The following is a 24,454-nucleotide window of genomic DNA, read 5'->3' as shown; positions in this document are numbered from 1 at the left end:
ATCCCTTATTTATCCATAGATATCTCCTCATGCTTTGTCCATATGACGGTATATTTGTAAAAAAAAAAGCAATCTTTTAAAGTATGGAAAGAGGTGGTGCGGTATATATTTTGACAAATGTTACTAGAACAACTTTATATATTGGTGTCACCTCGGATCTGCTCTGGCGATTGGGAGAACATCGAGAAAAGAAATACCCCAAATCATTCACTGCTAAATATAATCTTTCTATATGTGTATATTATGAACTCTTTTCTTCTATTGAGGAAGCAATAGATAGGGAAAAAGAAATCAAGAAATGGCGGAGAGAGAAGAAGGAAAGATTGATAAATGCAATGAATCCAAATTGGAGAAACTTATGGGAAGATATAAGAGATTGGTAATGTAATCTGCTTATCCATAGATTTCTCTCTTCGTTCGAAATGACGATAAACTAATCACAACGTAAAAGTCGCTAGCTACTGCAAGTCTTAGAGGGATAGATCGTGTGCGGGTCGACTTGTGCCCGATAGGCAAAAAATCTTTTACCCAATTTAAACCATCCCTTACCTTTGTAGTCCAATACGTACTAAATTAAGGAGCTGTCATGAACAAGGCACTATTTTTTCTATCGGTTACGGTTCTATTGATTATGGGTTCATGTGCGACCTATAACTACCATACCACACGTCAGCAATCTATCGATTTTTATCAATACAAAACGTATGGTTGGCTGCCACCTATCGATTCGCTTTCAAAAGATTATTTTACCAACGATATCGCAAAGAGTAATATCATTGGCACGGCCAATAAAGAATTGGAGGCCCGTGGTCTAACCTATACCAAAGAGAACCCCGATATCCTGTTTCGTTACGTAGCTATTGTGAATAACAAGAGCCGATTGGTTTATAGTTCGCCTTATTATGGCGGATGGGGATGGGGTGGCCCTTGGGGCTGGTATAGGCCGTGGGGATTTTACGGTTATTATGGCGGTTCTTATCCCGTAGGAAAAGAACGTGTGCGGTACGGACATATTATCCTGGAAGCAATCGACCGCAGTACCAATGCTGTGATATGGCAAGCACGTGGTACGGGACAGGTCAATATTCCTGAGAAAGCTATCAATGATCTTCCGAAGATCGTCACAGGTATTATGAAAGAATATCCGGTGCAGGCGCGGAAAAGATAATTACGCCCTATGCTTGACAGCGGCGACAAATAGTCCAATCCAGCCGACCATAAAACTGAGTCCGCCAAGGGGTGTAATAGGGCCTAGTATAGCCGTAAAGCTATCCAAGCCTATCAGGTCGCGCACGCTCAAAAGGTACAAAGAGCCCGAAAAGAGGAGTATCCCTAGTGTAAAGGCAATAAATGACACCCGAATAGACTGGCTCTTGGCCCTTGAGAAAGTAGAAATAAACAGCAGTGCAAAGGTATGGTAAAAATGGTATTGGTTGGCTGTCTTCCAGGTACCCAGATGATAATCACTTATTTTTCCCTCCAATCCATGCGCACCAAAGGCACCGAGCACAACGCCTAATAGTCCAAAAAAAGAGGCCGTTAAAATGATCTGCTTATTCATATAGCTATATATAAAAAAATATAAGTCAAAAATCGTTTATAAATGTAAAAAATATCCTGTAAAGAACAGGTTTTTTTATCTTTTTTTATATTAGGATTGAAATTCCTAGGTTTGTATCATGCGTAATACGATAATATTTTCGGCCGTTTTATTCGTAGCAGTTATTGTTGCTTCTGTCTTTTATTTTCGAAGCCTCGATAGAGAACAAAGCCATGCGGCCAGACCGTTGAGGCATCTTCCCGACAATACGATGCTTATCGTATCGCTACGCAACAATGAGGTATCGGATAATATTTTTAAGGATTTTGATGTTTTCGAGGCTCTGTTGGGCAAAGAGGAAGTTAATCTGCTTGCACAGTTCAAAAACCAGATTTTGCGGCACGAGGAAATCGGTGCTTTCGTACAGGATGCAGAAATCTATATCTCGTTTCATCCGGCACAAAAAGGGACAGATATGCTGCTCACTATTCCGACGACAACCACAGTCCCCGAAAACCAACTGCCGAACCTTTTGCACAAAATGGATACCCGATATAAGGTTTCCGAAACGGATACATTGGGACACCGGATGTACGCACTTGCTTATGGTAGTAAGGATTCGGTTTTACATCTACTCTATCATCAAAACATATTTTTTGCCTCTCGTTCTATACCACTTTTGTCGCGAATCGTGGATAAGGCAACCCGACATCTACCTGATGAGCAGATCGATTTTTTCCTCAAGAATAGTTCTCGAAATACACCATTGAGCATATATTTTCCCCATCAACAGTATGACAGCGTCGTTCATCTCTATCAGCGTAGAGATGGAGGCCCATTTCTGGATTTGTTCAAAAATCTACAAGGACAATCGGCATGGAATATCAATTTTAGGCAGGATGCCCTCATGTTGACCGGCGAAAGCGAATTAGATCAATATTCGGAAAATTATGTTTCTATCTTCAAAAACCAACAAAAAAAAGTACAGAGCCTTTATGGTTTCTTTCCGGCAAATACAGCCTTATACATAGAATACAGTATCAGTGATCGTTCCAGATTTCAAAAAGATCTAAAAGATCTGTTCAAAAGGAGGAAAGAAAGTGTTGCCCAAGAAGTTGACACCACAAGCCTCAGTGAACATCTTGAGCAGGTACTCGGAAATGAGTTTGCTTGTCTGGAGACGGGCAGTCAAAACTATATGGCCTTTATTCGTCTCCACGATACAACAGCCTGGAAGGAAATCCAAGTCTTACACTTCGAAAAGACCACCGATTCGATTTTTCGATTCAAAACTCCGAACGTACTCTATAAAAAATTTGGGGATCCTTTCAAACCTTTGACCAGACCGTATGTCACTTTCGTCGAAGATGTTCTCGTATTGGCCAACAGCAGCCATACATTGCGGGCATATCGCGAGGACTGGCGTAGTAGAAACCTGCTGACAGGTACGTTGGGTTTTAAGAACTTTGAGAAGTTACAGAGCTATGAAGCCAATGTGACGCTTTTTGTCCATACAGGGAATGCCCGGCAAAAAATTACCAACTCATTGACCCAACCTTTTCAGGATAATTTCAAGGATACCGAGAATTTTGGTTTTCAGGATTTTCATTCTTGGTCTGTGCAGCTGTCGGGCAATAATGGCAAGATAAGTTCACAGGTGTATGCGGTCTACCAGAGCAAGTCGGCTCTTGGTGTCACACCGGAGTGGACGTATAGTTTTGAGAACAGTGCCATTACGCAGCCTTATGTTTTTGAACATTCGGACACCTCCAAATTTATCATTATTCAAGAATTGGATCATACCATTCACGCTATCCATCCTACAGGTCAGAAATTGTGGTCTACTGTATTTTCGGGTCGTGTGGTCGGGGATATACAACAACTTGAAGACCGAACTATCGTTTTGGTGACGGACAAGAACAGGTTGTATAGATTTAATACCGATGGAAAAGTTTTACCTGGTTTTTCATTACCGCTGCCCGAAGAACCCATTGCTGCCCCTACGATCGTGACGATTAATAATTCCAAGGTGATGCTGATAACGGGACAAAAATCCGTGTACGCCTATGACTTGAACGGTGATATTTATGCCGATTGGCACGATACCGAGCTACAAGGGAATGTGACGGGGCCGATACAGCGTATAAATGACCGTTTTGTGCTGGCTACCGATATGGGCAAGGTTTACTTCTTGGACGAGAGAGGCCATGTGGTGCAGACGTACAGCAGTCCTGGGGAGGTAAAGATTCAAAATCCATTGATGGTATCAGGACAGCTAGCGTGGTGGACAGACGACATGGGTTATCTCAATAAGATTGCTTTGGATGGAAATGCCGTACGTTATAGCGTGGATGAACGTCTTCCCAAACATTTTTCGGATTTTGTGAATATCAATGCCACTTCTATGCCGGAATTGATATTGGTGGACAAAGGTCATCTGCGGGTGTACGATATAGCGGACAGCGCACGGTTGTTGTTTGATTATAATTTCACAAAAGATATTGTCAATCGCCCTCAGCATTTCGAATCGGTTTCGAATCGGGGACAATATTTGTTGGGCATTGCTTCCCGACCGACCAATCTTCTCTATCTGTTTGAGGCAAATGGAAATGTCATGGAGGGTTTTCCTGTCGAAGGGTTGCCGTTGTTCTACTATGGCCGGATCAATTATAACAGTGATATGTATTTGTTGACGATGCGCCGGGACCGTAAGTTGTATGCTTTTAAGCATCAGAAGTAAAAGAACACACGCCACAGGCGTGCGCCATGCTATGATTAGTTTTTCTTTAAGCTAGGCACACATGCCGCATGTGCTTAAGGTTTTGTCCTGTACTAAGAAATTTTTATGTATCTTTGAGAATAATAGGAGGTGGTAAATGGCTGTTAAAGAAAAAAATAAAACAGGGTCACTTTCGTCGACACCGAGATATAAAACATATTCCATCGCAGAGGTTATGGCTGCCGGAGGCACAACCGCGTTTGCCAATAAGCTAGGTAAAAACACAGCGAACATTCAAGGTCGGCTTAATAAATTGCCGGATGAGGCTTTTTTGACGAAAGAAGAAGCTGATAAGGCTCTTAAAACGTTGAATGAAAGTAAATGAATCTATTACTGGATACCAATATTCTGATTTTACTAGCCAAAGATAGAGGTAGGCGGTTATTTAATACCGTGATTAATCCAACTCATGAGAAGGTTTTTGTATCCATTGCTTCGTTAAGCGAACTGAAATCCATTGCATTGCAAAATAAGTGGGGTGCAAAGAAATGGAAAACAGTGAATGCCGTACTGGAAGATGCTGTCATCATAGAAATTAATGAAAATCTTGTGGATACTTATGCCGAAATCGATGCTTTTTCTCAATGTCGTAATCCATCCTATACAGACTACTCGTTTACTACGCCAAGAAATATGGGAAAAAATGATCTTTGGATAGCCACTACTGCAGCACTTTTGGGGTTAAAACTTATTACAACCGACCGGGACTTTGACCATCTACATCGTATATTTATTGAAGTGGAATGTCTACCTCTTAAAGCCTTTCAACAATTATAGCGTTTTAAAAATAATTTGTAGGTTTGTGTCCTTAGATATTTTATGCTTAAAGGAGAAAAAAATTTACAATTACTGGATCACCCCCGACGTATAGTCATCACGACGCATCATAAACCCGACGGAGATGCTTTGGGTTCGTCCCTGGGACTATACCATTGGTTAAAGAAGCATGGTCACGACGTAGAAGTAGTCGTGTCTTCCGATTTTCCCACATTTTTGGATTGGATGCCCGGACGTGAGGATGTGCTCATTTATCCCCAACAACCTGAAAAATGCCAAACCTTGTTTGAGCGTGCAGATATTCTTTTCTGTTTGGATTACAGTGCTTTGTCCCGAGCCAACATATTGGAGGAGATCATTGCCCAAGCCAATGGCCAAAAGTGGATGATTGACCATCATTTGGATCCGGAAGATTTTGCAGATCTGTCTTATTGGGATGCTAAGGCTGCCGCTACGGCCCAACTGGTGTACACGTTTATCGCGGACATCATGCAGGATGCAGGCAGCATCAATGCCGATATCGCTACCTGTCTTTATGCAGGTATCATGACGGATACAGGATCTTTTCGCTTTCGTTCCACAACGTCTGCCGTACACCACATTATTGCGAGCCTGATTGACGCAGGAGCCCGTAATTGGGAGATACACGAGCATGTGTACAACAGTTCTACCGAAAAAAGATTAAAATTTTTAGGATACTGCCTGTTGAATTGTTTGGAAGTCATTCCAGACTACAACACAGCCCTTTTTGCGATCAGCAAAGAGGATTTGGCACAATTTGAAGTCACTACCGGTGATACGGAGGGCTTGGTAAACTATGCGCTTTCGATAAAAGGTATAAGATTAGCTGCATTAATTGTTGACAGAACCGAATTAATTAAGTTATCTTTGCGTTCGATCGGCGAAATCCCTTGTAATGAGATATGTAAAAAATATTTCAATGGTGGAGGACACTTGAATGCCTCGGGTGGAAGTTCATCCGAAGATTTGAGTACGGTTGTCAACAAATTGAAATCGGTATTGCCGGAATATAAAGAGCTATTAACAAAGTAAAAAAGTAGTAAACAAATAAAATGAAGAAATCAATTCTATTTCTATCTGCAGCTGTGTTATTGGTGGCTGCATCATGCCAGAGCTTTAAAAAAGGTGAAGGTGGTCTGGAGTACAAAATCGTGAAGGATGCAGGTGCCGAAAAGGCCGTAGCCGGTGATTTATTGTCTGTAGATATGATGATCCTGTCGGATCGTAAAGATTCATTGTTGAACAGTACATATGATCTGGGACTGCCCCAAATCGTCAATATCGCTCCTGACTCATTGCCTGGACTTTATCCAGGAGATTACAACTCTATGTTCACAAAATTGGGTGAAGGAGATAGTGCTATATTTCGCCTTAACCTGGATACGATGGCAGCCAAAACAGGGCAACCAAAACCGGAGATCGGTGATAAATATGTGACTTTCCGTATCAAAGTAAGAAAGCACTTCAAAAAAGGCGAATTGACTGATTCTGCACTTTATGCAGAAGTAGACAATTATTTCAAAGGTGAATTGGAGAACTTGAAAAATGCAGAAGAAGGTAAGATTACCGGCTATGTTTCTTCAAACAAGTTAGAGCCTAAGAAAACAAATAGTGGTTTGCAATATATTATTTCCGAAGAAGGAAGCGGTGACAAACCTGCTGTCGGAGATACTGTAGTCGTCAACTACACTGGTAAATTGACCAACGGAACGGTCTTCGATACAAATAATGAAGAATTGGCCAAAAAGCATAATTTGGCGAATCCAATGCGTACGTATGAGCCTATCCGTTTCAGTATTGGTAACGATCCGGTTATTCAGGGATGGACAGAAGGTCTCCAATTGTTGAACAAAGGTGGCAAAGCAACCTTCATCATTCCTTCTTCTTTGGGATATGGAGATCGTCCGGCAGGAAATAAAATCCCTCCTTATGCGCCATTGATATTTGACGTAGAGTTGGTTGATATTGTGAAGGCTCCGGTTGCTACAGATTCTGTACCGTCTTTGCCTAAAGCTGAACAATAAAAAACGGTTTAATATAAAAAACGCGGCTCCCAAAAAGAGTCGCGTTTTTTTATATTCAATGTAGGGGCAAAAGATATTTTGCCCAAAATGCATCATAAAGGGCGAAAAATGTTTCGCCCCTACATAAATCTTCTCTATTTTTGTCTATGGCTCCATCCTACATACTGACAGATACGCATACACATTTCTATTACAATGTCCATACGGAAAAGATAAACGAACAAATGCAACGTTGTCGGGACAATCATATTTATCGATTGTTTCTTCCGAATGTAGACAGCGGGTCGATACAGCCTGTATTGGATACGGTGGCTACCTATCCCGAAAATTGTTTCCCTATGCTGGGTTTGCACCCTTGCAGTGTCAAGGAAGGTTATAAGCAGGAACTTGCTCAGATCGAAAAAGCGATTGCTGGCCATAGCGTGTATGCTATTGGGGAGATAGGGATTGATCTGTACTGGGACAAAAGTACCTTGGAGTGGCAGAAAGATGCTTTCCGTACACAAGTGGGCTGGGCAAAACAATTAGGATTACCCATTGACATTCATTGCAGAGAGGCATTTGACGAAATCTTTGAATTATTGGAGGAACTGAATGACGACAAGCTGTTTGGTATCTTCCACTGTTTCACGGGAAATCTGGAACAGGCGAGTAGAGCTATTGATCTCGGTTTCAAATTGGGTATAGGCGGGGTCGTTACATTTAAAAAGGCTGGTTTGGATGAAGTCGTGCGGCAGATTGATTTGAAGCATATCGTGTTGGAAACCGACGCTCCTTATCTTGCTCCTTCACCTTTTCGGGGAAAGGAAAACGAAAGTGCCTATTTGTACTATGTCGCTCAAAAGGTGGCGGATATCCATCAGATCGGAATAGAAAAAATCGCTGAGATCACGACGCAAAACTCTATCGATATATTTGGTATTTAGCACATGAGACATATCTTTATCATATACACAGGTGGCACAATCGGGATGGTGCAAGACGAAAATGGTATTTTTGTTCCTTTCGATTTTGAGCTTATCAAGAAGAATCTACCGGACTTAAGCCGCCTAGATTACAAGTTGACAGTACATTCTTTTGATCCGATTATCGACTCGTCCAATATGACACCGGATATCTGGCTAGAGATGGCCCGTCTTATCAGGGACAATTATGAGCAATACGATGGTTTTGTCATTCTGCACGGATCGGATACGATGGCATTTACGGCTTCTGTTTTGAGCTTCCTGTTGGAAGGTCTGCAAAAACCGGTTATTCTTTCGGGATCACAACTCCCTATCGGTGAGATTCGTACAGATGCACGTGAAAATATGATGACGGCTCTTGAAATAGCCTCGACCAAACACAATGGCATATCGGTCATACAAGAGGTTTGTATCTTATTTGATAATAAATTGTTCCGTGGCAATCGCTCTTTCAAGTATAATTCAGCAAAATTTGAGGCTTTTCGTTCACCAAATTATCCCGTGCTTGTCGAAGCGGGCATTCATTTGAAGTATAATTTCGAAGCCTTGTTGTACAATGGAGACAAGGAACTGGTATTCCACGATAAGCTCGACAACAGGGTAGGGGTGTTGAAACTGTTTCCGGGCATTCGTCTCGAAACAATCAGGGCTGTTCTACAATCCGATGTGCGTTCCATTGTGATGGAAACTTTTGGTTCGGGCAATACGACTACTGATCCGGCTTTTTTGGATTTGTTGAAAGAAGCTATCGGACAAGGCAAAAATATCTTGAATATTTCGCAGTGTAAGGTTGGTTCCGTCGAATTGGGAAGGTACGAAACTAGTCAGGGACTCAAACAGATCGGCGTGCTCAATGGATATGATATGACGTTTGAGGCTGCTATTACCAAGCTTATGTACCTGCAAGGTGAGTTTGAAGACCAGGAATTGGTAGCCTTTTGGGTGGAGAAAGATATTCGGGGCGAATTGACGGTGAATGATTAAATTACGAATTACGAATTACGAATTACGAATTACGAATTACGAATTTTTTATCTTAGCTGTTGTATTATTACCTATTACTTAGTGCAGTTGTATGACACAGAAGAAAAAATTGACCATAACAGATGTTGCCCGTGCGACCGGTGTTTCGGTGACGACAGTGTCTTTGGTGCTGAATGGCAAGGGGGAAGGTCATATCGGTTCTGCTACTATCCGTAAGGTAAAGGATTATGCCCGAAAAGTAGGATACAAACCTAATCCTATAGCCCGCCCGCAGTTGAAGAAAACCAAAATATTCGGGATCTTATTGGAAGATATTGCAGCTCCGCAGCAAAGCCTTCTTGCTTTTGAGATAGAAAGACTGTTGAGAAAGCAAGGCCATCATGGGTTTGTTGTCAGTATGAACGGAGATGTGGTGGCAGGCGAAGAATTGATCCGCATTTTACAGCATAAGGAAATGGACGGATACGTGCTCATGCCGTTTGAAAACATGGATAGTTCACTAAAAAAAATAATGGCAAACAATATTCGGGTTGTATTGTATGACTGTATCGCCGAAGGATTGAAGATCGACCATGTCGTTGCAGATTACAAACCGAAAGTGGTGGAGGCTATCCATGATTATTGGAGCGACCACAAGGATGCCCGGGTAGGCTTGGTGGTCTGCCAATCCAACGCATATAGGATGCGAGAATTTCAGGAAGGGTATATGAACGCGATGGACAAATATGCTGGAGATGTGCTGATGAAAAAAATCCAGATATCCTTGGAAGAAACAGAAATATGTGCGCAAATCAGTGATTTTATTCGTCATAATAGGTTGGATGCCGTGCTGTTTTCTACGGATCGTCTTGCACGGATAGGGGGAGAGACCATAGCGCGCGAACGTTTGCAGATATCGTGCGTGATCGCTACAGATGTGCCTGTACTATCCGGAGATAGTACAGTGACCTATGTCTCCTTGAAACAGGACATGATTTTGATTGCTGAAAAGATTGTTAAAGGTTTATTGTCATAGAGATGCCATGTCTACCTGACGGTAGCCAAATGTTAGCGCACGAATCCTTTCGTGTGCTTGTTCTTGATGGGCACACGAAAGGATTCGTGCGCCAGCATCGGGATAGTAGAGGCTTTTTAGAAGATACCTTCCACACTAACATCATTTCTTCACAAATTTCATGGACAAAGAATTGACGCAATGTCTTGTGTCTTTTTCGGTGAAACCTTCACCAAGAAATACATGTCCTAAATGTGCACCGCATCTATTGCACAAGATTTCTGTCCTTCGGCCATCGGCATCTGTGACACGTTTTACAGCCCCCGGTATTTCGTCGTCAAAACTTGGCCAGCCGCAGTGAGATTCGAATTTGTCTTCGGAGCGATACAGTGGAGCATCGCATCTTTTGCAAAGATAAAGCCCGGTTTCTTTGTTATTCAAGAGTTCTCCCGTAAATGGCCTTTCGGTACCTTTATGCAGGATCACATATTCTTCCTCCGGAGTGAGTTTGTTGTATTTTATTGTATCCATGATCGTCTGATTTTGTTTTTTAGGATTGTTTGCGCAGGAACTCAAAACCACCAACCCAAAGATAACGGTATATCCTATTATTTTTGTCATAAATTTTTTCAAGTTACATTACAATTATACAAGCAAAAATGATGCTAATGATACGAGGTAAAGATAGAATAACTTTTATAGCATAGCGTTGTAAACTGAAATAAGCAGTTAAGCTATTTCATAAAATGATTAAAAATTGAAATAGAAATATTTGTTATTTCAAAAAAACGCCTAATTTTGAAATAAGAATATTTGTGATTTTCAAAAAAGCGATAAAAAATAGCGATTATCCATTACCAATTTGAAACCATTCATCCTTTTTTAGATGGAAATGGCCGGGTAGGAAGATTAATGATTACGTTGTATCTGGTAGATAAAGGTATACTTAAAAAGCATATACTTTATCTATCCGATTATTTTGAGCGTAACCGCAAACTGTATTATGACAATTTGATGTATGTAAGAGAAGACCACAACATGAACCAGTGGCTCAAATTTTTTCTAAACGGTATTATTGAAACATCAAAAAAGGGTGTCGAAACATTTAATGCGATCCTCCAACTGCAACGGATAACCGAAGAGAAACTGAAAAATACAGGTAGCAGAGGCATAGATGCCATAAAAATTGTTCAATCTATGTATAGCATGCCCATAATTGATGCAAATAAAGCCATGGGCGTGATCGGAAAATCAATCAATACCACCTATAAAACGATCGATCTGTTGGAAGAAATGAAAGTAATTGAAGAAATCACCGGGGCACAGCGTGGCAAACTTTACGCTTTTACAGAATATATCGATCTATTTAAGTAAAGAAGTGTGAAAATTTATTTTTGCTCATTATCTTGCTGTCTTTTTTACCATAAATTCTTTTAAGTTACACTACAATTATACAAGCAAAAATGATGCTGATAATTATAAAAGGAACGTGTGGTCACTTTTTTAATAGCAAAATCTCAAAGACCCTAGCGGCAAAGAGAAAAAGTTACTGTAAGGCTGTTTTAACAAAGAAATACATTGATTTTCAAATTTATTTAGAATGGTTTTAAATTGATAATTTGCGTCATTAAATTGTCAGGGATTGCTTATAAAGTCCTACTTTTGTGCATTGTTAGGGGGAAGAGGCGGCCTAACAATTAAGAAAGTAATTTTTATATTCATAAATAAATAGTATAAAGTGCTAAATATGAGAAATATCTCATCCGTTTTGGGAAGACTCGCGAAGTCAATATCGGTCAGTTTGGTATTGTTATTTGCTGTTACATTGACATCACATGCGCAGGATGTAAAAGAAGGGGCGGCGCTGTTTAAGGCGAACTGTACCGCTTGTCACAAAATTGACAAGAAGCTTACCGGTCCGGCGTTGGCTGGTATGTCAGAGCGTCACTCGGAAGAATGGCTAATCACTTGGATCCGTAATTCGAAGGCCATGGTAGATGCGGGTGACCCCACAGCCGTTGCGCTATTTGATGAGTACAACAAGCTGTTGATGCCGGCTTTTACACAGTTCTCTGATGACCAGATCAAGAATATCATTGCTTATGTGAAGGATGAAGAGGCTAAATTGGCACAAGCTGCTGCCGCTCCGGCAGGAGGTGCTGCAGGTGGTGGTGCTAGTAGCGATGCCAATACGTTTATGCTTGTCGGTATGGCGGCGTTGTTGCTTTTGGCGATTGGTGTTATCGTGGTGTTGAACCGTGTGACCCGAACGTTGGAGAAAGTGATTGCCAACAATCAAGCGGCTATAGAGGCTGCCCAAGCCCGTAATGAGGAGCATGAAGGTGGCGATAAGGTGAAATTTGCACAGAAGTTTCTGAAGAACAAGAAACTGGTGGGTTTCACGGCTTTGCTGTTGGTTGCGTTGTTGGCAGTTTTGGGATGGCAGGGTATGTGGAATATCGGTGTGCACCAAGGGTATAAACCTGTACAGCCGATCAAGTTCTCGCACCAGATACATGCCGGTGTCAATCAGATCGAATGTCAATACTGTCATGGAGGTGCGTTCAAATCCAAGAATGCCTCTATCCCATCGGCCAATGTGTGTATGAACTGCCACAATACGATTACAGCTGCAGATCATTATAACGGAGAGACCTCTCCAGAAATCTTGAAATTGTACCGTGCCGTGGATTTTGATCCGGATACACGCACCTATGGTGATAATCCAAGACCTATCGAATGGGTAAGAATTCACAATTTGCCAGATTTTGCTTATTTCAATCACTCTCAGCACGTTGTCGTAGCAGGCGTAGAATGTCAGACTTGTCACGGCCCTATTGAGACGATGGAAGAAGTGTATCAATATTCTCCATTGACGATGAAATGGTGTGTGGACTGTCACAAAGAGACCGAGGTCAATGCAGACAACAAATATTACGATCAATTGATCGAGGCACATGAGAAGTTGAAAAAAGGTGAGAAGATGACTGCTGCCATGATCGGTGGTCTGGAATGTGGTAAGTGTCACTATTAATAATTAAATCGGAAAACGCAATCTTATATACAGCTTAAATGGATAGCAATAAAAAATATTGGAAAGGCTTAGAAGAGTTGAATCAAACTCCAGCTTTCACAGAAAGCAGCAAGGGAGAGTTTGCTGAGCCTATTCCTGTAGAAGATGTCTTAAATGAAGCAGGTTTAAGTACAAGAGCACCTCGCCGTGATTTCTTGAAAGCTTTAGGTTTTGGTTTAGGGGCTGTGACATTGGCTGCCTGTAACCGTACTCCGGTACACAAAGCAGTCCCTTATGTCATCAAGCCCGAAGAAATCACTCCGGGTATTCCGAATTATTACGCTTCGTCGTTCAATGGGCAGAGCGTTTTGGTCAGAACACGCGAAGGGCGTCCTATTTCGATTGAAGCCAACCCGAATGCTGTAGGGTTGAATCAAGGTACGGATGCACCTACTGTAGCTTCGGTGTTGGATCTGTACGATATGTCCAAGTTGCAAAACCCGCAGATTGGGGGCAAGGACGTAGAGTGGTCTAAGCTAGACGCTACTGTCATTGCTGCATTGGACAAAGCTGCAGCGGCCGGAAAACAAATCGTGTTGGTATCCAATACGGTCAACTCTCCGTCTACATTGGCCGCTGTTGCAAGATTTGCTGCGAAATATCCTACCGTTTCCCATGTACAAGTGGATGCGGTCTCTTATAGTGGTTTGGTCGAGGCCAATAAAAACACATTCGGTAAAGCTGTCGTTCCTTCCTATAATTTTGCCAATGCTCAAGTGGTGGTTTCTGTAGCTGCTGACTTTTTGGGTACGTGGTTGTCGGGTGAGGAGCATACACAAGATTATATTAAAAACCGTGATTACAAATCGTTGAAAAACGGTAAGATGTCACGCCATATCCAATTCGAATCGGGTCTTTCCATGACCGGATCCAATGCCGATGTACGTATTGCGATCAAACCTTCGGAAGAGGGAGCTGTATTGATTTCGTTGTACAATGAAATTACCGGGCAATCGCTTTCGGGCGGTACAACCAATGCTAAGGCACAGACTGCAATCAAATTGGTGGCAAAAGAATTGGTCAATGCCAAAGGCTCGGCTGTCGTGGTGGCAGGTGCTAATGATGTCAACATCCAATCTTTGGTCAATGCGATCAACACCCAATTGGGCGCGTATGGATCTATCATTGATCTGGATAACTATTCTAAACAATATCAAGGTTCGGACAGTGCTTTCCAAGCGTTCTTGACTGCGGCCAAAGCGGGACAGGTCGGAGTAGCATTCTTCCTGAACAGCAATCCTGTTTACGATTACTTCAAAGCGGAAGATGTCAAAGCAGCTTTGGCGAAAGTAGATTTCTCCTTGTCGTTCTCTGATCGTGCAGATGAGACGGCTACAGAGACCAAAGCTATCGCACCGGTTCCTACTTACTTGGAATCTTGGGGTGACGAATCATCGAAGGAAGGCTTGTTTACCATCGTACAACCTACGATCAACCCTATTTTTAATACCAGACAAGTGGAGCAAAGCTTGTTGGTATGGGCAGGAGACAATGCAAGCATTTACGATTTTGTAAAGCAAAACTGGGAAACCAATATCTTGGCAGGAACCGGAAAAAGCTGGAAAGATGTATTGCAGCAAGGTTTTGTCTATAAAGGTACGGCTACAGGCTCTTCATATGCGGCTAATGTAGACATAGCTACGGTAGCTTCTGCTATCGTAAACGATGCGAAGAGGATTGCAGGCGATGTTGAATTGAAATTGTACGAATCTACGGTTATGCGTGATGGTCGTTATGCCAACAACGCTTATCTACAGGAACTTCCTGACCCGGTATCCAAGGTGACCTGGGACAACTATGCTGCTCTTAACCCGAAATTTGCCGAGCAATTGGGCGTAGGTGAAAACGGAAAAGTGACAGTAGAAGCCAATGGTCAATCCATAGTATTGCCTGTTGTATTCCAACCGGGACAAGCCATGGGTACAGTATCTGTAGCCTTGGGCTACGGACGTACGAAAGTCGGTAAAGCCGGAAACAACGTCGGTCAGAATGCATTTCCATTGGCGAGCTTGGTGAATGGTACAGTACAACTGTCTGCTAAAGCAACTGTTTCCAAAGCGTCTGGTACGTACGAGTTGGCACAAACACAAACACACCATACCATTGAAGGTCGTAATATCATTCGGGAGACGACTTTTGCGAAATATCAAAAAGATCCGAATTCCGAATCAGGACGTTTTTCCGATACGCACAAGACATACGATCTGTGGAACAAGTACGAGCAGCCGGGCCACAAATGGGTCATGGCAATCGATCTGAATGCTTGTACTGGATGTGGATCTTGTATCGTTGCGTGTAATGTAGAAAACAATATTCCGGTCGTAGGCCGCGATGAGGTACGCCGTCGTCGTGAGATGCATTGGCTGCGTATAGACCGTTATTATACCATTGAGGAAAACGGCAACAAGATCACGAAAGAAAAAGAAATAGCAGGTGTACAGGACTTCGAAAACGTGACCGTCGTGCACCAACCGATGCTATGTCAACACTGTGAGCACGCTCCGTGTGAAACGGTCTGCCCAGTATTGGCAACGGTACACTCTTCGGAAGGTCTGAACCATATGGCGTACAATCGTTGTTTTGGTACACGTTACTGTGCGAACAACTGTCCATATAAAGTGCGTCGCTTCAATTGGTTCAACTATTGGAATGATTCACGTTTTGACAACTATCTGAACAATGAGTTTACACAATTGGTATTGAATCCGGATGTGACGACACGTTCACGTGGGGTCATGGAAAAATGTTCGATGTGTATCCAACGTATACAAGCCGGCAAGTTGCAGGCGAAGATTGAAAATCGTCCATTGAAGGATGGCGATGTGAAAATGGCTTGTCAGGCGGCATGTTCGGCCAATGCCATTATCTTCGGGGATGCTAACGATCCGAATTCAGAAGTGTCGAAAGCATTGCGCAATGAGCGTGTGTACTATGTCTTGGAAGAAATCAATGTACAGCCGAATATCGGTTATATGACGAAAGTGAGAAACACCATTGAAGCGTAATTTTATTCTATATCTGAAATAAAAAAACTATGTCATCGCATAACGAATCCATATTAAGAGAACCTTTAATGACCGGAAAGGGCATCACGTATGCTCAGATCACTGATGATATCCTTTTGCCGGTAGAAAATAAACCCAACAAAGCCTGGTGGATCGGTTTTATCGTTGCCGCTTTGGGGGCTATGTTGTGGGTAGTGAGCGTGGGATACACGTTTTGGACGGGTATCGGCGCTTGGGGGCTGAACAAAACAGTAGGTTGGGCATGGGATATCACCGACTTCGTATGGTGGGTAGGTATCGGTCACGCCGGAACACTGATCTCAGCCGTATTATTGATTTTCCGTCAAAACTGGCGTAACTCCATCAACCGCTCTGCGGAAGCGATGACAATCTTTGCCGTGATCTGTGCGGCAACCTATGTCGTTGCCCACATGGGACGTCCATGGTTGGCCTATTGGATTTTCCCTTTGCCAAATCAATTTGGTTCGCTTTGGGTTAACTTCAACTCACCATTGGTATGGGATGCCTTTGCGATTTCGACTTATTTTACGGTATCGTTGGTATTCTGGTACTGTGGTCTGTTGCCGGATATCGCTTCGGTACGTGACCGTGCAAGTGGCTTAAAGCAAAAAATCTACAAAGTGTTGTCCTTCGGTTGGAACGGCTCGGTAAAGACCTGGCAGCGTTTTGAAATCGTTTCGTTGATCTTGGCTGGTATTTCTACCCCATTGGTACTTTCGGTACACACGATCGTATCCATGGACTTTGCGACATCGGTCATTCCGGGATGGCACACGACCATCTTCCCTCCGTACTTCGTCGCGGGAGCGATTTTCTCCGGATTTGCGATGGTACAGACCTTGTTGCTGATCTTACGTAAGGTATTGAACTTTGAGCACTACATTACGATGTTCCATATCGAGTCGATGAACAAGATCATCATGGTGACGGGTTCTATCGTGGGTATCGCGTATTTGACCGAGTTGTTTATCGCTTGGTATTCGGGTTCGGAATATGAGATGTATGCCTTTGCCAATCGTGTGGCCGGTCCTTACGCTTGGGCATACTGGGCGATGATGACCTGTAACGTGATCTCTCCACAGTTATTTTGGTTTAAAAAAATCCGTACCAGTATTCCTATTTCATGGGTATTGTCTATCGTGGTGAATATCGGGATGTGGTTTGAGCGCTTCGTGATCATCGTGACCTCGTTGCACCGTGACTATTTGCCATCGTCATGGGCGATGTTCTATCCGACTTGGGTCGATGTCGGTATTTTCGTCGGATCTATCGGGTTGTTTTTCACGTTGTTCCTGCTATTTGTACGTTTCTTGCCTGCTATTGCGATCGCAGAGGTGAAACTGTTGCTGAAGAGCTCCAGCTTACAGCAGAAAACCAAATTGGTTGGAGAAGGTGCATTCCCTGCAGAGCAAGTTGAGTACTTTAGGGAAGCACTAGCAAGTAAATATGATTCGGTTACAGAAGAGGATATTAACGCTTTACGTAAATAATAACAGCAATGAGCAATACAAAATATATCATAGGTAGTTTTGCAGATCCGGATGATTTGATGCACGGGATCGATAAGTTGCAAGCCAACAACATTAGTATATACGATTGTTTCACGCCGATGCCCATACACGGTATCGAAGCTAAATTGGGTGTGAAACCGTCACGTTTGCCCATAGCTGCATTTTGTTTTGGTGCGTTGGGTACGTGTTTAGGATTTAGCTTGTTGTACTATACGATGGCTTATGACTGGCCGATGAATATCGGTGGTAAACCTTCGTTGCCGTTGCCAAACTTTGTTCCGGTGACCTTCGAGGTGACGATCTTATTGTGTGCATTGGGGATGGTGGCTACCTTCTTTTTCCGTAACCATTTGTTTCCGGGGCGTGCTCCGCGCGTGATGGATCTTCGGGCTACAGACGATCGTTTTATCATCGCCGTTGATGCTCATGAAAATACAGATCATGCTTTGATCGATAGTTTGTTGAAAGAAGCTGGAGCAGTAGAAGTTAAATACAATGAAAGAAAATATGTTAGTTATGAATAAGAAGAATTTTCTTGGAACTGTATGCGTGGCTGTTGTACTGACAGCAGTAGTTACTGCTTGTGGCGATGGCACGACACGTAGTAGGGGTTGGGAATTCTCGCGTAATATGTATGATCCGATCGCATATAATCCGGATCAGCCAAATGATAATTTTAAGAATAAACAGACTGCTCAGCTTCCGCCTAGCGGCACCAATCCGATTGGCTTTGAACGTTTTGAATATGCCAATACGATGGAAGATTATGAAAGGGCAGGAGCAGAGTTGCAAAACCCGCTCGCGGTAACAAAGGAAAATCTAGCCGAGGGTGAGCATTTGTTTTTGGTCAATTGTGCGGTATGCCATGGTAAGGAAGGTAAAGGCGATGGCTCCATTACGAAGGATCGTAGTGTGACGGATTCCAGAGGTACACGTCAGTTGGAAAATTTTCCTCCTCCGCCATCCTATGCGAGGTCCACAGGAGCCAATTCATCCCGTGGCGGTGCTATGGCCGATCTTTCTGCGGGAAAAATTTATCATACCATTTACTATGGTCTGAACACAATGGGGTCTCATGCTTCGCAATTGAACCCAGAAGAACGTTGGAAAGTGGTCATGTACGTACAAGAATTACAAAAAAAATAATCAAACATCAATTCATATAAATGGGAACTCACAATCATCATCACGATTATAATTTCAGCGAGCAATATACTTTTGCTGGTACGGCTAAGATTATCAGCTTAGTTGCTATCGTGTTCGGTATAGCGGCCGTTGCATTCGGTCTGTTGTCCAGTGAACATATTATTGTGGAGCGTACATATGCCAATCTATTATTGATGGGGTATTATTTTACTTGTGTATGTGCCGCAGGAGCGTTTTTTGTTGCCTTACAGATTGTCACACAATCAGCATGGTCTGCGGGATTGATCCGTATTCCGCAGGCTATGGCCAGTATATTGCCTATCGCGGCAGCTATTTTGTTGGTCATCGTTGGACTAGGGCTTTTTACACATAATCTTTATCACCACTGGCATGCAGAGGGGCTTACAGATCCCAATAGTCCGAATTACGATGCTTTGGTAGCTGGTAAGGAAGCTTTTTTGAATGTACCCGGATTTTTGATCCGTCAGATACTTTTTATGGGCTCTTATAGTATTTTCGCCTATATCTTAGCCAAGCTTTCATACAAGGAAGATCTGGCCGGGGGCTTGAATTCTTACAAGAAGAGTTTTAAATTGTCTGCTATTTTCTTGGTTATTTTTGGTTTCACCACGCCGATTTGGTCTTTTGATACGGTGATGTCCTTGGAGGCGCACTGGTTTTCAACCATGTTTGGCTGGTACAATTTTGCTGCGATGTGGGTGAGCGGTCTCTGTGCGATTACCGTGATCTTGATCCTTGTCAAGAAAGCAGGGTATATGGCTTGGGTCAATGAGAACCATTTGCATGATTTGGGTAAATTGATATTTGGTTTCTCCATCTTTTGGACATATGTCTGGTTTGCGCAGTTCATGTTGATCTGGTACTCGAATATTCCAGAGGAGACGGTGTATTTCTACAAGCGTTGGGAGCCCGAGTACAAACCTTGGTTTTGGTTGAATATTATCATTAACTTTGTTGCTCCGTTGTTGATTTTGGTGGACAGGGATGCGAAGCGTAAGCAAAATATGATGTTGTTTGTCTGTATTTTATTGCTGTGCGGACACTGGTTGGATTACTATATCATGATTATGCCGGGTACGGTAGAGACCCATAGGGGCTTTGGTCTGATTGAAATTGGTACGGCGGCAGGTTTCTTTGGTTTGTTTGCTTTCTTGGTTTTGAATAAATTGAGTAAGCATCCTTTGGCGGCTAAAAACCATCCATTCCTTGACGAGAGTTTGCATCATCAGATTTAATAGCAGGTTTTAGAAATTACGTTCAAACGTTTTATAAAAAAATGAATTTAAAAATTAATAATCCATTCAAATCCATCTGGGGTTTATTACTTGTTGCCAGCTTGTTTTTTGCTGTGCCGACAGTTGCTTCTCAGCAAGACTCTACTGCAGTAGAAGCTCAAACGGAAACTACTGTGGATACAGCAGGTTCTGCAGAGGCGGATACGACAGCAGCTCCGGCTACAGACGAGGCTCCGGCTACGACAGATGCAACTGTTTCTACAGGTACATCGACGACAACTGCTGCCGCTGCAGAGGAGACCAGTAAGATTGATCCTCAGGTCTATAAGAACTTTTTCTACTACGTTTTATTATTCTTGGTTATCTGTACGGTAATCGCTGTGATTGGTAGGATCCATTCCTTATATGTACTGACCAAGAAAATGAATGGCAAGTACGACCCATTGGCCAACAACACTTTTCAAGCAATATTGTTGTTCTTGTTCTTGTTGTTTTTCTTGTGGGGTACTTATTATTCTTTTGCGGTATGGGGCGATTGGGCCTGGCGCGAGGCGGTGACTGAGCACGGTAAGGATTATGATCAAATGTTTATCGTTACCACGGTATTAACGACTGCGGTAATGGTGATCATGCATATTTTGATTCTGACGTTTACGTTGATTTATCGGATGCGTGCCAAACGTAAAGCGTACTATTACCCGCACAACGATACTATCGAGAAAATATGGACGATTATTCCTGCTACGGTATTGACGATCCTTGTGCTTTTCGGTTTCTTCACCTGGAGAAAAATCACGAATGTACCGGAAGAGCTTCAAAAATCGGCTATACAGATTGAAGTATTGGGCGAACAGTTCAAATGGTCTGTACGTTACCCCGGTGCAGATGGCAAGATCGGTAAGCGTAACTATAAGCTGACGACAGCTACCAATCCTTATGGTATCGATTTCAATGACAAAGCCTCTTGGGACGACATTGATGCGACAGATATTGTTATCCCTGTTGGCAAATCGGTACGTTTTCATATTATTTCCAAAGATATTATCCATTCATTCTACATTCCGGATTTTCGTGTGCAGATCAATGCTGTCCCCGGAATGACAAACTATTTCCAGTTTACACCGACGGTGACTACGGAGGAAATGCGTGATCGGATGAATGATCCAAGTTATGATTATATCATGTTGTGCAACAAGATCTGTGGTCAAGGTCACTTCAATATGGGTAAGAAGGTGATCGTAGTGACAGAGGCTGAGTACAAGGAATGGTTGACCAAGCAAGGTAAGTACTTCACAGAGGATCTGCAGAAGGAATTTGCACAGAATAATACTGAAATCGAAGTTGATCAACAAACAGCTTCATTGAACTAAATCTCGAAGAAAGAACTTTAAAATAGAATATGTCAAGTACAGTTATATCTCACGACGCTATGCATCACGATGATCATGGACACCACCATGAGACTTTCCTTACTAAATATGTGTTTAGTCAGGATCATAAGATGATAGCCAAGCAATTCTTGATTACGGGTATCATCATGGCGGTTTTTGCCATGTTATTGTCTATCTTGTTCCGTATACAGTTGGCCTGGCCAGACAAGGACTTTCCTATTTTGGAGGTTTTCTTGGGCAAATGGGCTGAAGGCGGCCGTATCAAGCCGGATTTTTTCCTTTCCTTGGTGACTATACATGGTACGATGATGGTATTCTTCGTACTGACAGCAGGTCTATCGGGAACATTCAGTAACTTGTTGATTCCTTACCAATTGGGTGCACGGGATATGGCCTCGCCATTGATGAATATGCTTTCCTACTGGTTCTTTTTTACGGCTTGTGTGATTATGATCGCTTCTTTCTTTGTAGAGAGTGGCCCTGCATCAGCAGGTTGGACGATTTATCCACCACTATCGTCGGTGCCTACAGCGATTCCGGGATCGGGATTGGGGATGACATTGTGGTTGGCCAGTATGGTGCTTTTTATTGCTTCCCAGGTATTGGGAGGTGTCAACTACATCAGTACAATTTTGAATATGCGTACCAAAGGGATGGACTTGTGGAGAATGCCTTTGACCATCTGGGCATTTTTCCTGACGGCTATCGTCGGTCTATTGTCTTTCCCGGTATTGGTTTCTGCAGTAGTTCTATTGATTTTTGACCGTTCGGCCGGAACGTCTTTCTACCTTTCGGATCTGGTGGTGCAAGGAGAGATTTTGCCAAACGAGGGTGGTTCACCTATTTTGTTCCAGCACTTGTTTTGGTTCCTAGGACACCCGGAAGTATATATCGTGGTGATGCCTGCGATGGGTATTACCTCGGAAGTAATATCGACCAACTCACGCAAACCGATCTTCGGTTATCATGCGATGGTGTATTCTTTGGTCGGTATCACTGTTCTTTCATTTATCGTATGGGGTCACCACATGTTTGTGACAGGTATGAATCCTTTCCTCGGTGGAGTGTTTATGATTACGACATTGATTATTGCGGTTCCATCGGCTGTCAAGGCCTTTAACTATACGGCTACGTTGTGGCGTGGAAATATCCGTTTTACACCTGCGATGCTGTTTGCGATAGGGATGGTTTCTTTCTTTATCTCTGGTGGTGTGACGGGTCTATTTGTAGGTAATGCTGCATTGGATATTCACTTGCACGATACGTATTTTGTCGTAGCCCACTTCCACTTGGTCATGGGTTCTGCTTCTATCTTTGGTATGTTGTGCGGTGTCTACCATTGGTATCCGAAGCTATTTGGCCGTATGATGAATACAAAGCTGGGTTATCTGCATTTTTGGCTGACTTTCCTGGGAGCGTATCTGGTATTTTTCCCGATGCACTTTATGGGAGTGGACGGGGTTCCACGTCGTTACTATGCGTTTACGGAGTTTCCTTTCATGGAGAAATGGGTTTCGGTCAACCTGTTGATTACCTGGGCAGCCATCGTTGCAGCCTTGGGACAGGTAGCTTTCTTGGTCAATTTCTTCGGTTCTATCTGGAAAGGTAAAAAAGCTGTCCAAAATCCATGGGGAGCAAATACACTGGAGTGGACTACTCCGGTAGAACACATCCATGGCAACTGGCCAGGCGAGATTCCTACCGTGTACCGCTGGCCTTATGATTATAGCAAACCGGGACATGACGAAGATTTCATTCCACAGACAGTGCCTTTTTCACAGACGATGAGTTCGAATCAAATGCATGATTTCGAAGGGGATGAGGAGGCTATGCGTATACAGGAAGAATGGAATAAGGAAAATAATAGAGTAGAGTAGAAAGGGGAAATAGAGCATGTATCCACCTTCGGAGAAACGATTTATAAAGACAAACAGACTGACGATCATTGTTTTATTTCTCGTTATTGCCGCAGGTGGAATAGTAAGAAGTACGGGATCAGGCATGGGATGTCCCGATTGGCCGAAGTGTTTTAATCGGATTATTCCACCCACGGATGTTTCACAGTTGCCGGAAGGTTATGAGGAGCATTACATTGATATCCGGGTTAAGAAGAATGAGCGTTTTGCAAAGCTCGTTGCGTTTTTCGGATATCCGGAAATGGCCGATAAGATACGGCATGACGAGTCTATCTTGGTGCACGAGGAGTTTAATGTGGCCAAGACCTGGACAGAATACATCAATAGGTTAGTCGGGGTCATTACGGGATTCTGCTTACTTTTTACTGCTATTTTTTCATTTACCTATATTAAATCAAAGCCATCCATTTTGATATGGAGCGTTCTTAATCTTATTGCTGTTATTATTCAAGCTTGGTTTGGGTCGATTGTGGTTTCGACAAATCTCATGCCTTGGACAATTACATTCCACATGCTGTTGGCTCTTGTCATTGTGGCGATCAGTATTTATACGTTTTTCTTGGCGACTACCTTGAGAAACAAAAATATATTGATCAACTTTCCCCTTGTGGGTATGAAGACGATAGGAATATTGGCGGTAGCCTTGACAGTCATCCAGGTGATATACGGAACGGAGGTACGGGAAGTCATCGATCATTTGAACGATGAGGGAATGGCGCGTAGTATGTGGATAGAGAATATAGGTACAGCCTATACGGTACATAGGATACTGTCCTATGTGTCGGCGGTATTGACTGTCGGATATTTCTTTTTGGTAAAAAACAGGTTCAATGCGTTATCCTTGCAGAGTAGATTTGCTTGGGTAATGTTGATTTTGGTAATGATACAGATGTTGTCGGGAATAGTGTTGGCGCGGTTTGATGTTCCGGCATTTGCACAGACAACACATTTGGTTATAGCAAGTTTGTTTTTCGGCGCACAGTTTTACTTGATGCTGCTAATGACGAAGTCTAGATTGTGAGATGAATACAGTTGTCATTTATTATGAAGG

22 protein-coding genes are annotated in these 24,454 nt (G+C 42.8%); 20 read left to right on the top strand and 2 right to left on the bottom strand.

Translation table 11 applies throughout. From position 1 onward, the window contains the following. The first annotated feature begins 83 nt into the window (after positions 1-83). Both G5B00_RS14325 and G5B00_RS14320 read left to right on the top strand, forming a co-directional pair. Positions 84-383, top strand: coding sequence for a GIY-YIG nuclease family protein (locus G5B00_RS14325; protein WP_163876805.1), 300 nt, complete (start codon positions 84-86; stop codon positions 381-383). Between the two features lie 203 nt (positions 384-586). Then, the gene (locus G5B00_RS14320) at positions 587-1,168 is read left to right on the top strand and encodes a DUF4136 domain-containing protein (protein WP_163876800.1); all 582 of its coding nucleotides are present in this window, start codon (positions 587-589) and stop codon (positions 1,166-1,168) included. Here the strand turns inward: G5B00_RS14320 and G5B00_RS14315 are convergent, their stop codons facing one another. Next, on the bottom strand, positions 1,169-1,561 hold the full coding sequence (locus tag G5B00_RS14315) for a DUF423 domain-containing protein (RefSeq protein ID WP_163876797.1): 393 nt from the start codon (positions 1,559-1,561) through the stop codon (positions 1,169-1,171). It lies immediately after the preceding gene. 118 nt (positions 1,562-1,679) lie between these two features. Here G5B00_RS14315 and G5B00_RS14310 point away from each other — a divergent pair, with 118 nt between their 5' ends. The 8 genes from G5B00_RS14310 (at position 1,680) to G5B00_RS14275 (ending at position 10,105) form a co-directional block, all read left to right on the top strand. Further along, positions 1,680-4,280 (top strand): PQQ-binding-like beta-propeller repeat protein, encoded by a 2,601-nt coding sequence (locus G5B00_RS14310; RefSeq protein WP_163876794.1) that lies wholly within the window; start codon positions 1,680-1,682, stop codon positions 4,278-4,280. Positions 4,281-4,416: 136 nt separating this feature from the next. Next, positions 4,417-4,644 carry a hypothetical protein gene (locus G5B00_RS14305; RefSeq protein WP_163876791.1) on the top strand — a complete coding sequence of 76 codons (228 nt, stop codon included), beginning with the start codon at positions 4,417-4,419 and terminating at the stop codon, positions 4,642-4,644. Next, positions 4,641-5,096, top strand: coding sequence for a type II toxin-antitoxin system VapC family toxin (locus tag G5B00_RS14300; RefSeq protein WP_163876788.1), 456 nt, complete (start codon positions 4,641-4,643; stop codon positions 5,094-5,096). The genes G5B00_RS14305 and G5B00_RS14300 overlap by 4 nt, the downstream gene beginning before the upstream one ends. 42 nt (positions 5,097-5,138) lie before the next feature. After that, positions 5,139-6,149, top strand: coding sequence for a DHH family phosphoesterase (locus G5B00_RS14295; protein ID WP_163876785.1), 1,011 nt, complete (start codon positions 5,139-5,141; stop codon positions 6,147-6,149). Positions 6,150-6,169: 20 nt separating this feature from the next. Continuing rightward, positions 6,170-7,141, top strand: coding sequence for an FKBP-type peptidyl-prolyl cis-trans isomerase (locus G5B00_RS14290; protein WP_163876782.1), 972 nt, complete (start codon positions 6,170-6,172; stop codon positions 7,139-7,141). Positions 7,142-7,287: 146 nt separating this feature from the next. Beyond that, a complete protein-coding gene (locus G5B00_RS14285) occupies positions 7,288-8,067 on the top strand; it encodes a TatD family hydrolase (RefSeq protein ID WP_163876779.1) in 780 nt (259 codons plus the stop codon). Positions 8,068-8,070: 3 nt separating this feature from the next. Continuing rightward, positions 8,071-9,090, top strand: a complete 1,020-nt coding sequence (locus G5B00_RS14280; RefSeq protein WP_163876776.1) for a type I asparaginase — start codon at positions 8,071-8,073, stop codon at positions 9,088-9,090. A 91-nt stretch (positions 9,091-9,181) separates the two neighbouring features. Continuing rightward, positions 9,182-10,105, top strand: coding sequence for a LacI family DNA-binding transcriptional regulator (locus G5B00_RS14275; RefSeq protein ID WP_163876773.1), 924 nt, complete (start codon positions 9,182-9,184; stop codon positions 10,103-10,105). Between the two features lie 141 nt (positions 10,106-10,246). Here the strand turns inward: G5B00_RS14275 and G5B00_RS14270 are convergent, their stop codons facing one another. Continuing rightward, positions 10,247-10,705: a methionine-R-sulfoxide reductase gene (locus G5B00_RS14270; protein ID WP_163876770.1), complete on the bottom strand. Its 459-nt coding sequence runs from the start codon at positions 10,703-10,705 to the stop codon at positions 10,247-10,249. 219 nt (positions 10,706-10,924) lie between these two features. Between G5B00_RS14270 and G5B00_RS14265 the strand changes: the two genes are divergently transcribed. The 10 genes from G5B00_RS14265 (at position 10,925) to G5B00_RS14220 (ending at position 24,424) form a co-directional block, all read left to right on the top strand. Next, on the top strand, positions 10,925-11,458 hold the full coding sequence (locus G5B00_RS14265; RefSeq protein ID WP_163876863.1) for a Fic family protein: 534 nt from the start codon (positions 10,925-10,927) through the stop codon (positions 11,456-11,458). Between the two features lie 373 nt (positions 11,459-11,831). Beyond that, positions 11,832-13,118: a cytochrome c3 family protein gene (locus tag G5B00_RS14260; RefSeq protein WP_163876767.1), complete on the top strand. Its 1,287-nt coding sequence runs from the start codon at positions 11,832-11,834 to the stop codon at positions 13,116-13,118. Positions 13,119-13,156: 38 nt separating this feature from the next. After that, on the top strand, positions 13,157-16,162 hold the full coding sequence (locus tag G5B00_RS14255) for a TAT-variant-translocated molybdopterin oxidoreductase (protein ID WP_163876763.1): 3,006 nt from the start codon (positions 13,157-13,159) through the stop codon (positions 16,160-16,162). Between the two features lie 29 nt (positions 16,163-16,191). Then, complete coding sequence (gene nrfD / locus G5B00_RS14250; RefSeq protein ID WP_163876761.1) at positions 16,192-17,673, top strand: NrfD/PsrC family molybdoenzyme membrane anchor subunit; 1,482 nt, start codon at positions 16,192-16,194, stop codon at positions 17,671-17,673. 8 nt (positions 17,674-17,681) lie between these two features. Then, complete coding sequence (locus G5B00_RS14245; protein WP_163876758.1) at positions 17,682-18,218, top strand: DUF3341 domain-containing protein; 537 nt, start codon at positions 17,682-17,684, stop codon at positions 18,216-18,218. Next, on the top strand, positions 18,190-18,840 hold the full coding sequence (locus tag G5B00_RS14240; RefSeq protein WP_163876755.1) for a c-type cytochrome: 651 nt from the start codon (positions 18,190-18,192) through the stop codon (positions 18,838-18,840). Before G5B00_RS14245 ends, G5B00_RS14240 begins: the two co-directional genes overlap by 29 nt. Before the next feature lie 20 nt (positions 18,841-18,860). Beyond that, positions 18,861-20,096 carry a quinol:cytochrome C oxidoreductase gene (locus G5B00_RS14235; protein WP_163876752.1) on the top strand — a complete coding sequence of 412 codons (1,236 nt, stop codon included), beginning with the start codon at positions 18,861-18,863 and terminating at the stop codon, positions 20,094-20,096. Positions 20,097-20,137: 41 nt separating this feature from the next. Beyond that, complete coding sequence (locus G5B00_RS14230) at positions 20,138-21,466, top strand: cytochrome c oxidase subunit II (protein WP_163876749.1); 1,329 nt, start codon at positions 20,138-20,140, stop codon at positions 21,464-21,466. A gap of 29 nt (positions 21,467-21,495) precedes the next feature. Next, complete coding sequence (locus G5B00_RS14225; protein WP_205966434.1) at positions 21,496-23,364, top strand: cbb3-type cytochrome c oxidase subunit I; 1,869 nt, start codon at positions 21,496-21,498, stop codon at positions 23,362-23,364. Positions 23,365-23,380: 16 nt separating this feature from the next. After that, complete coding sequence (locus tag G5B00_RS14220; RefSeq protein WP_163876746.1) at positions 23,381-24,424, top strand: COX15/CtaA family protein; 1,044 nt, start codon at positions 23,381-23,383, stop codon at positions 24,422-24,424. Positions 24,425-24,454: the final 30 nt, after the last annotated feature.

This window comes from Parapedobacter sp. SGR-10 (assembly GCF_011030405.1).
In the GTDB taxonomy this organism is placed as follows: domain Bacteria; phylum Bacteroidota; class Bacteroidia; order Sphingobacteriales; family Sphingobacteriaceae; genus Sphingobacterium.
Note: the sequence above shows the minus strand (reverse complement) of the source record. Positions and strands in the feature narration are given on the sequence as shown.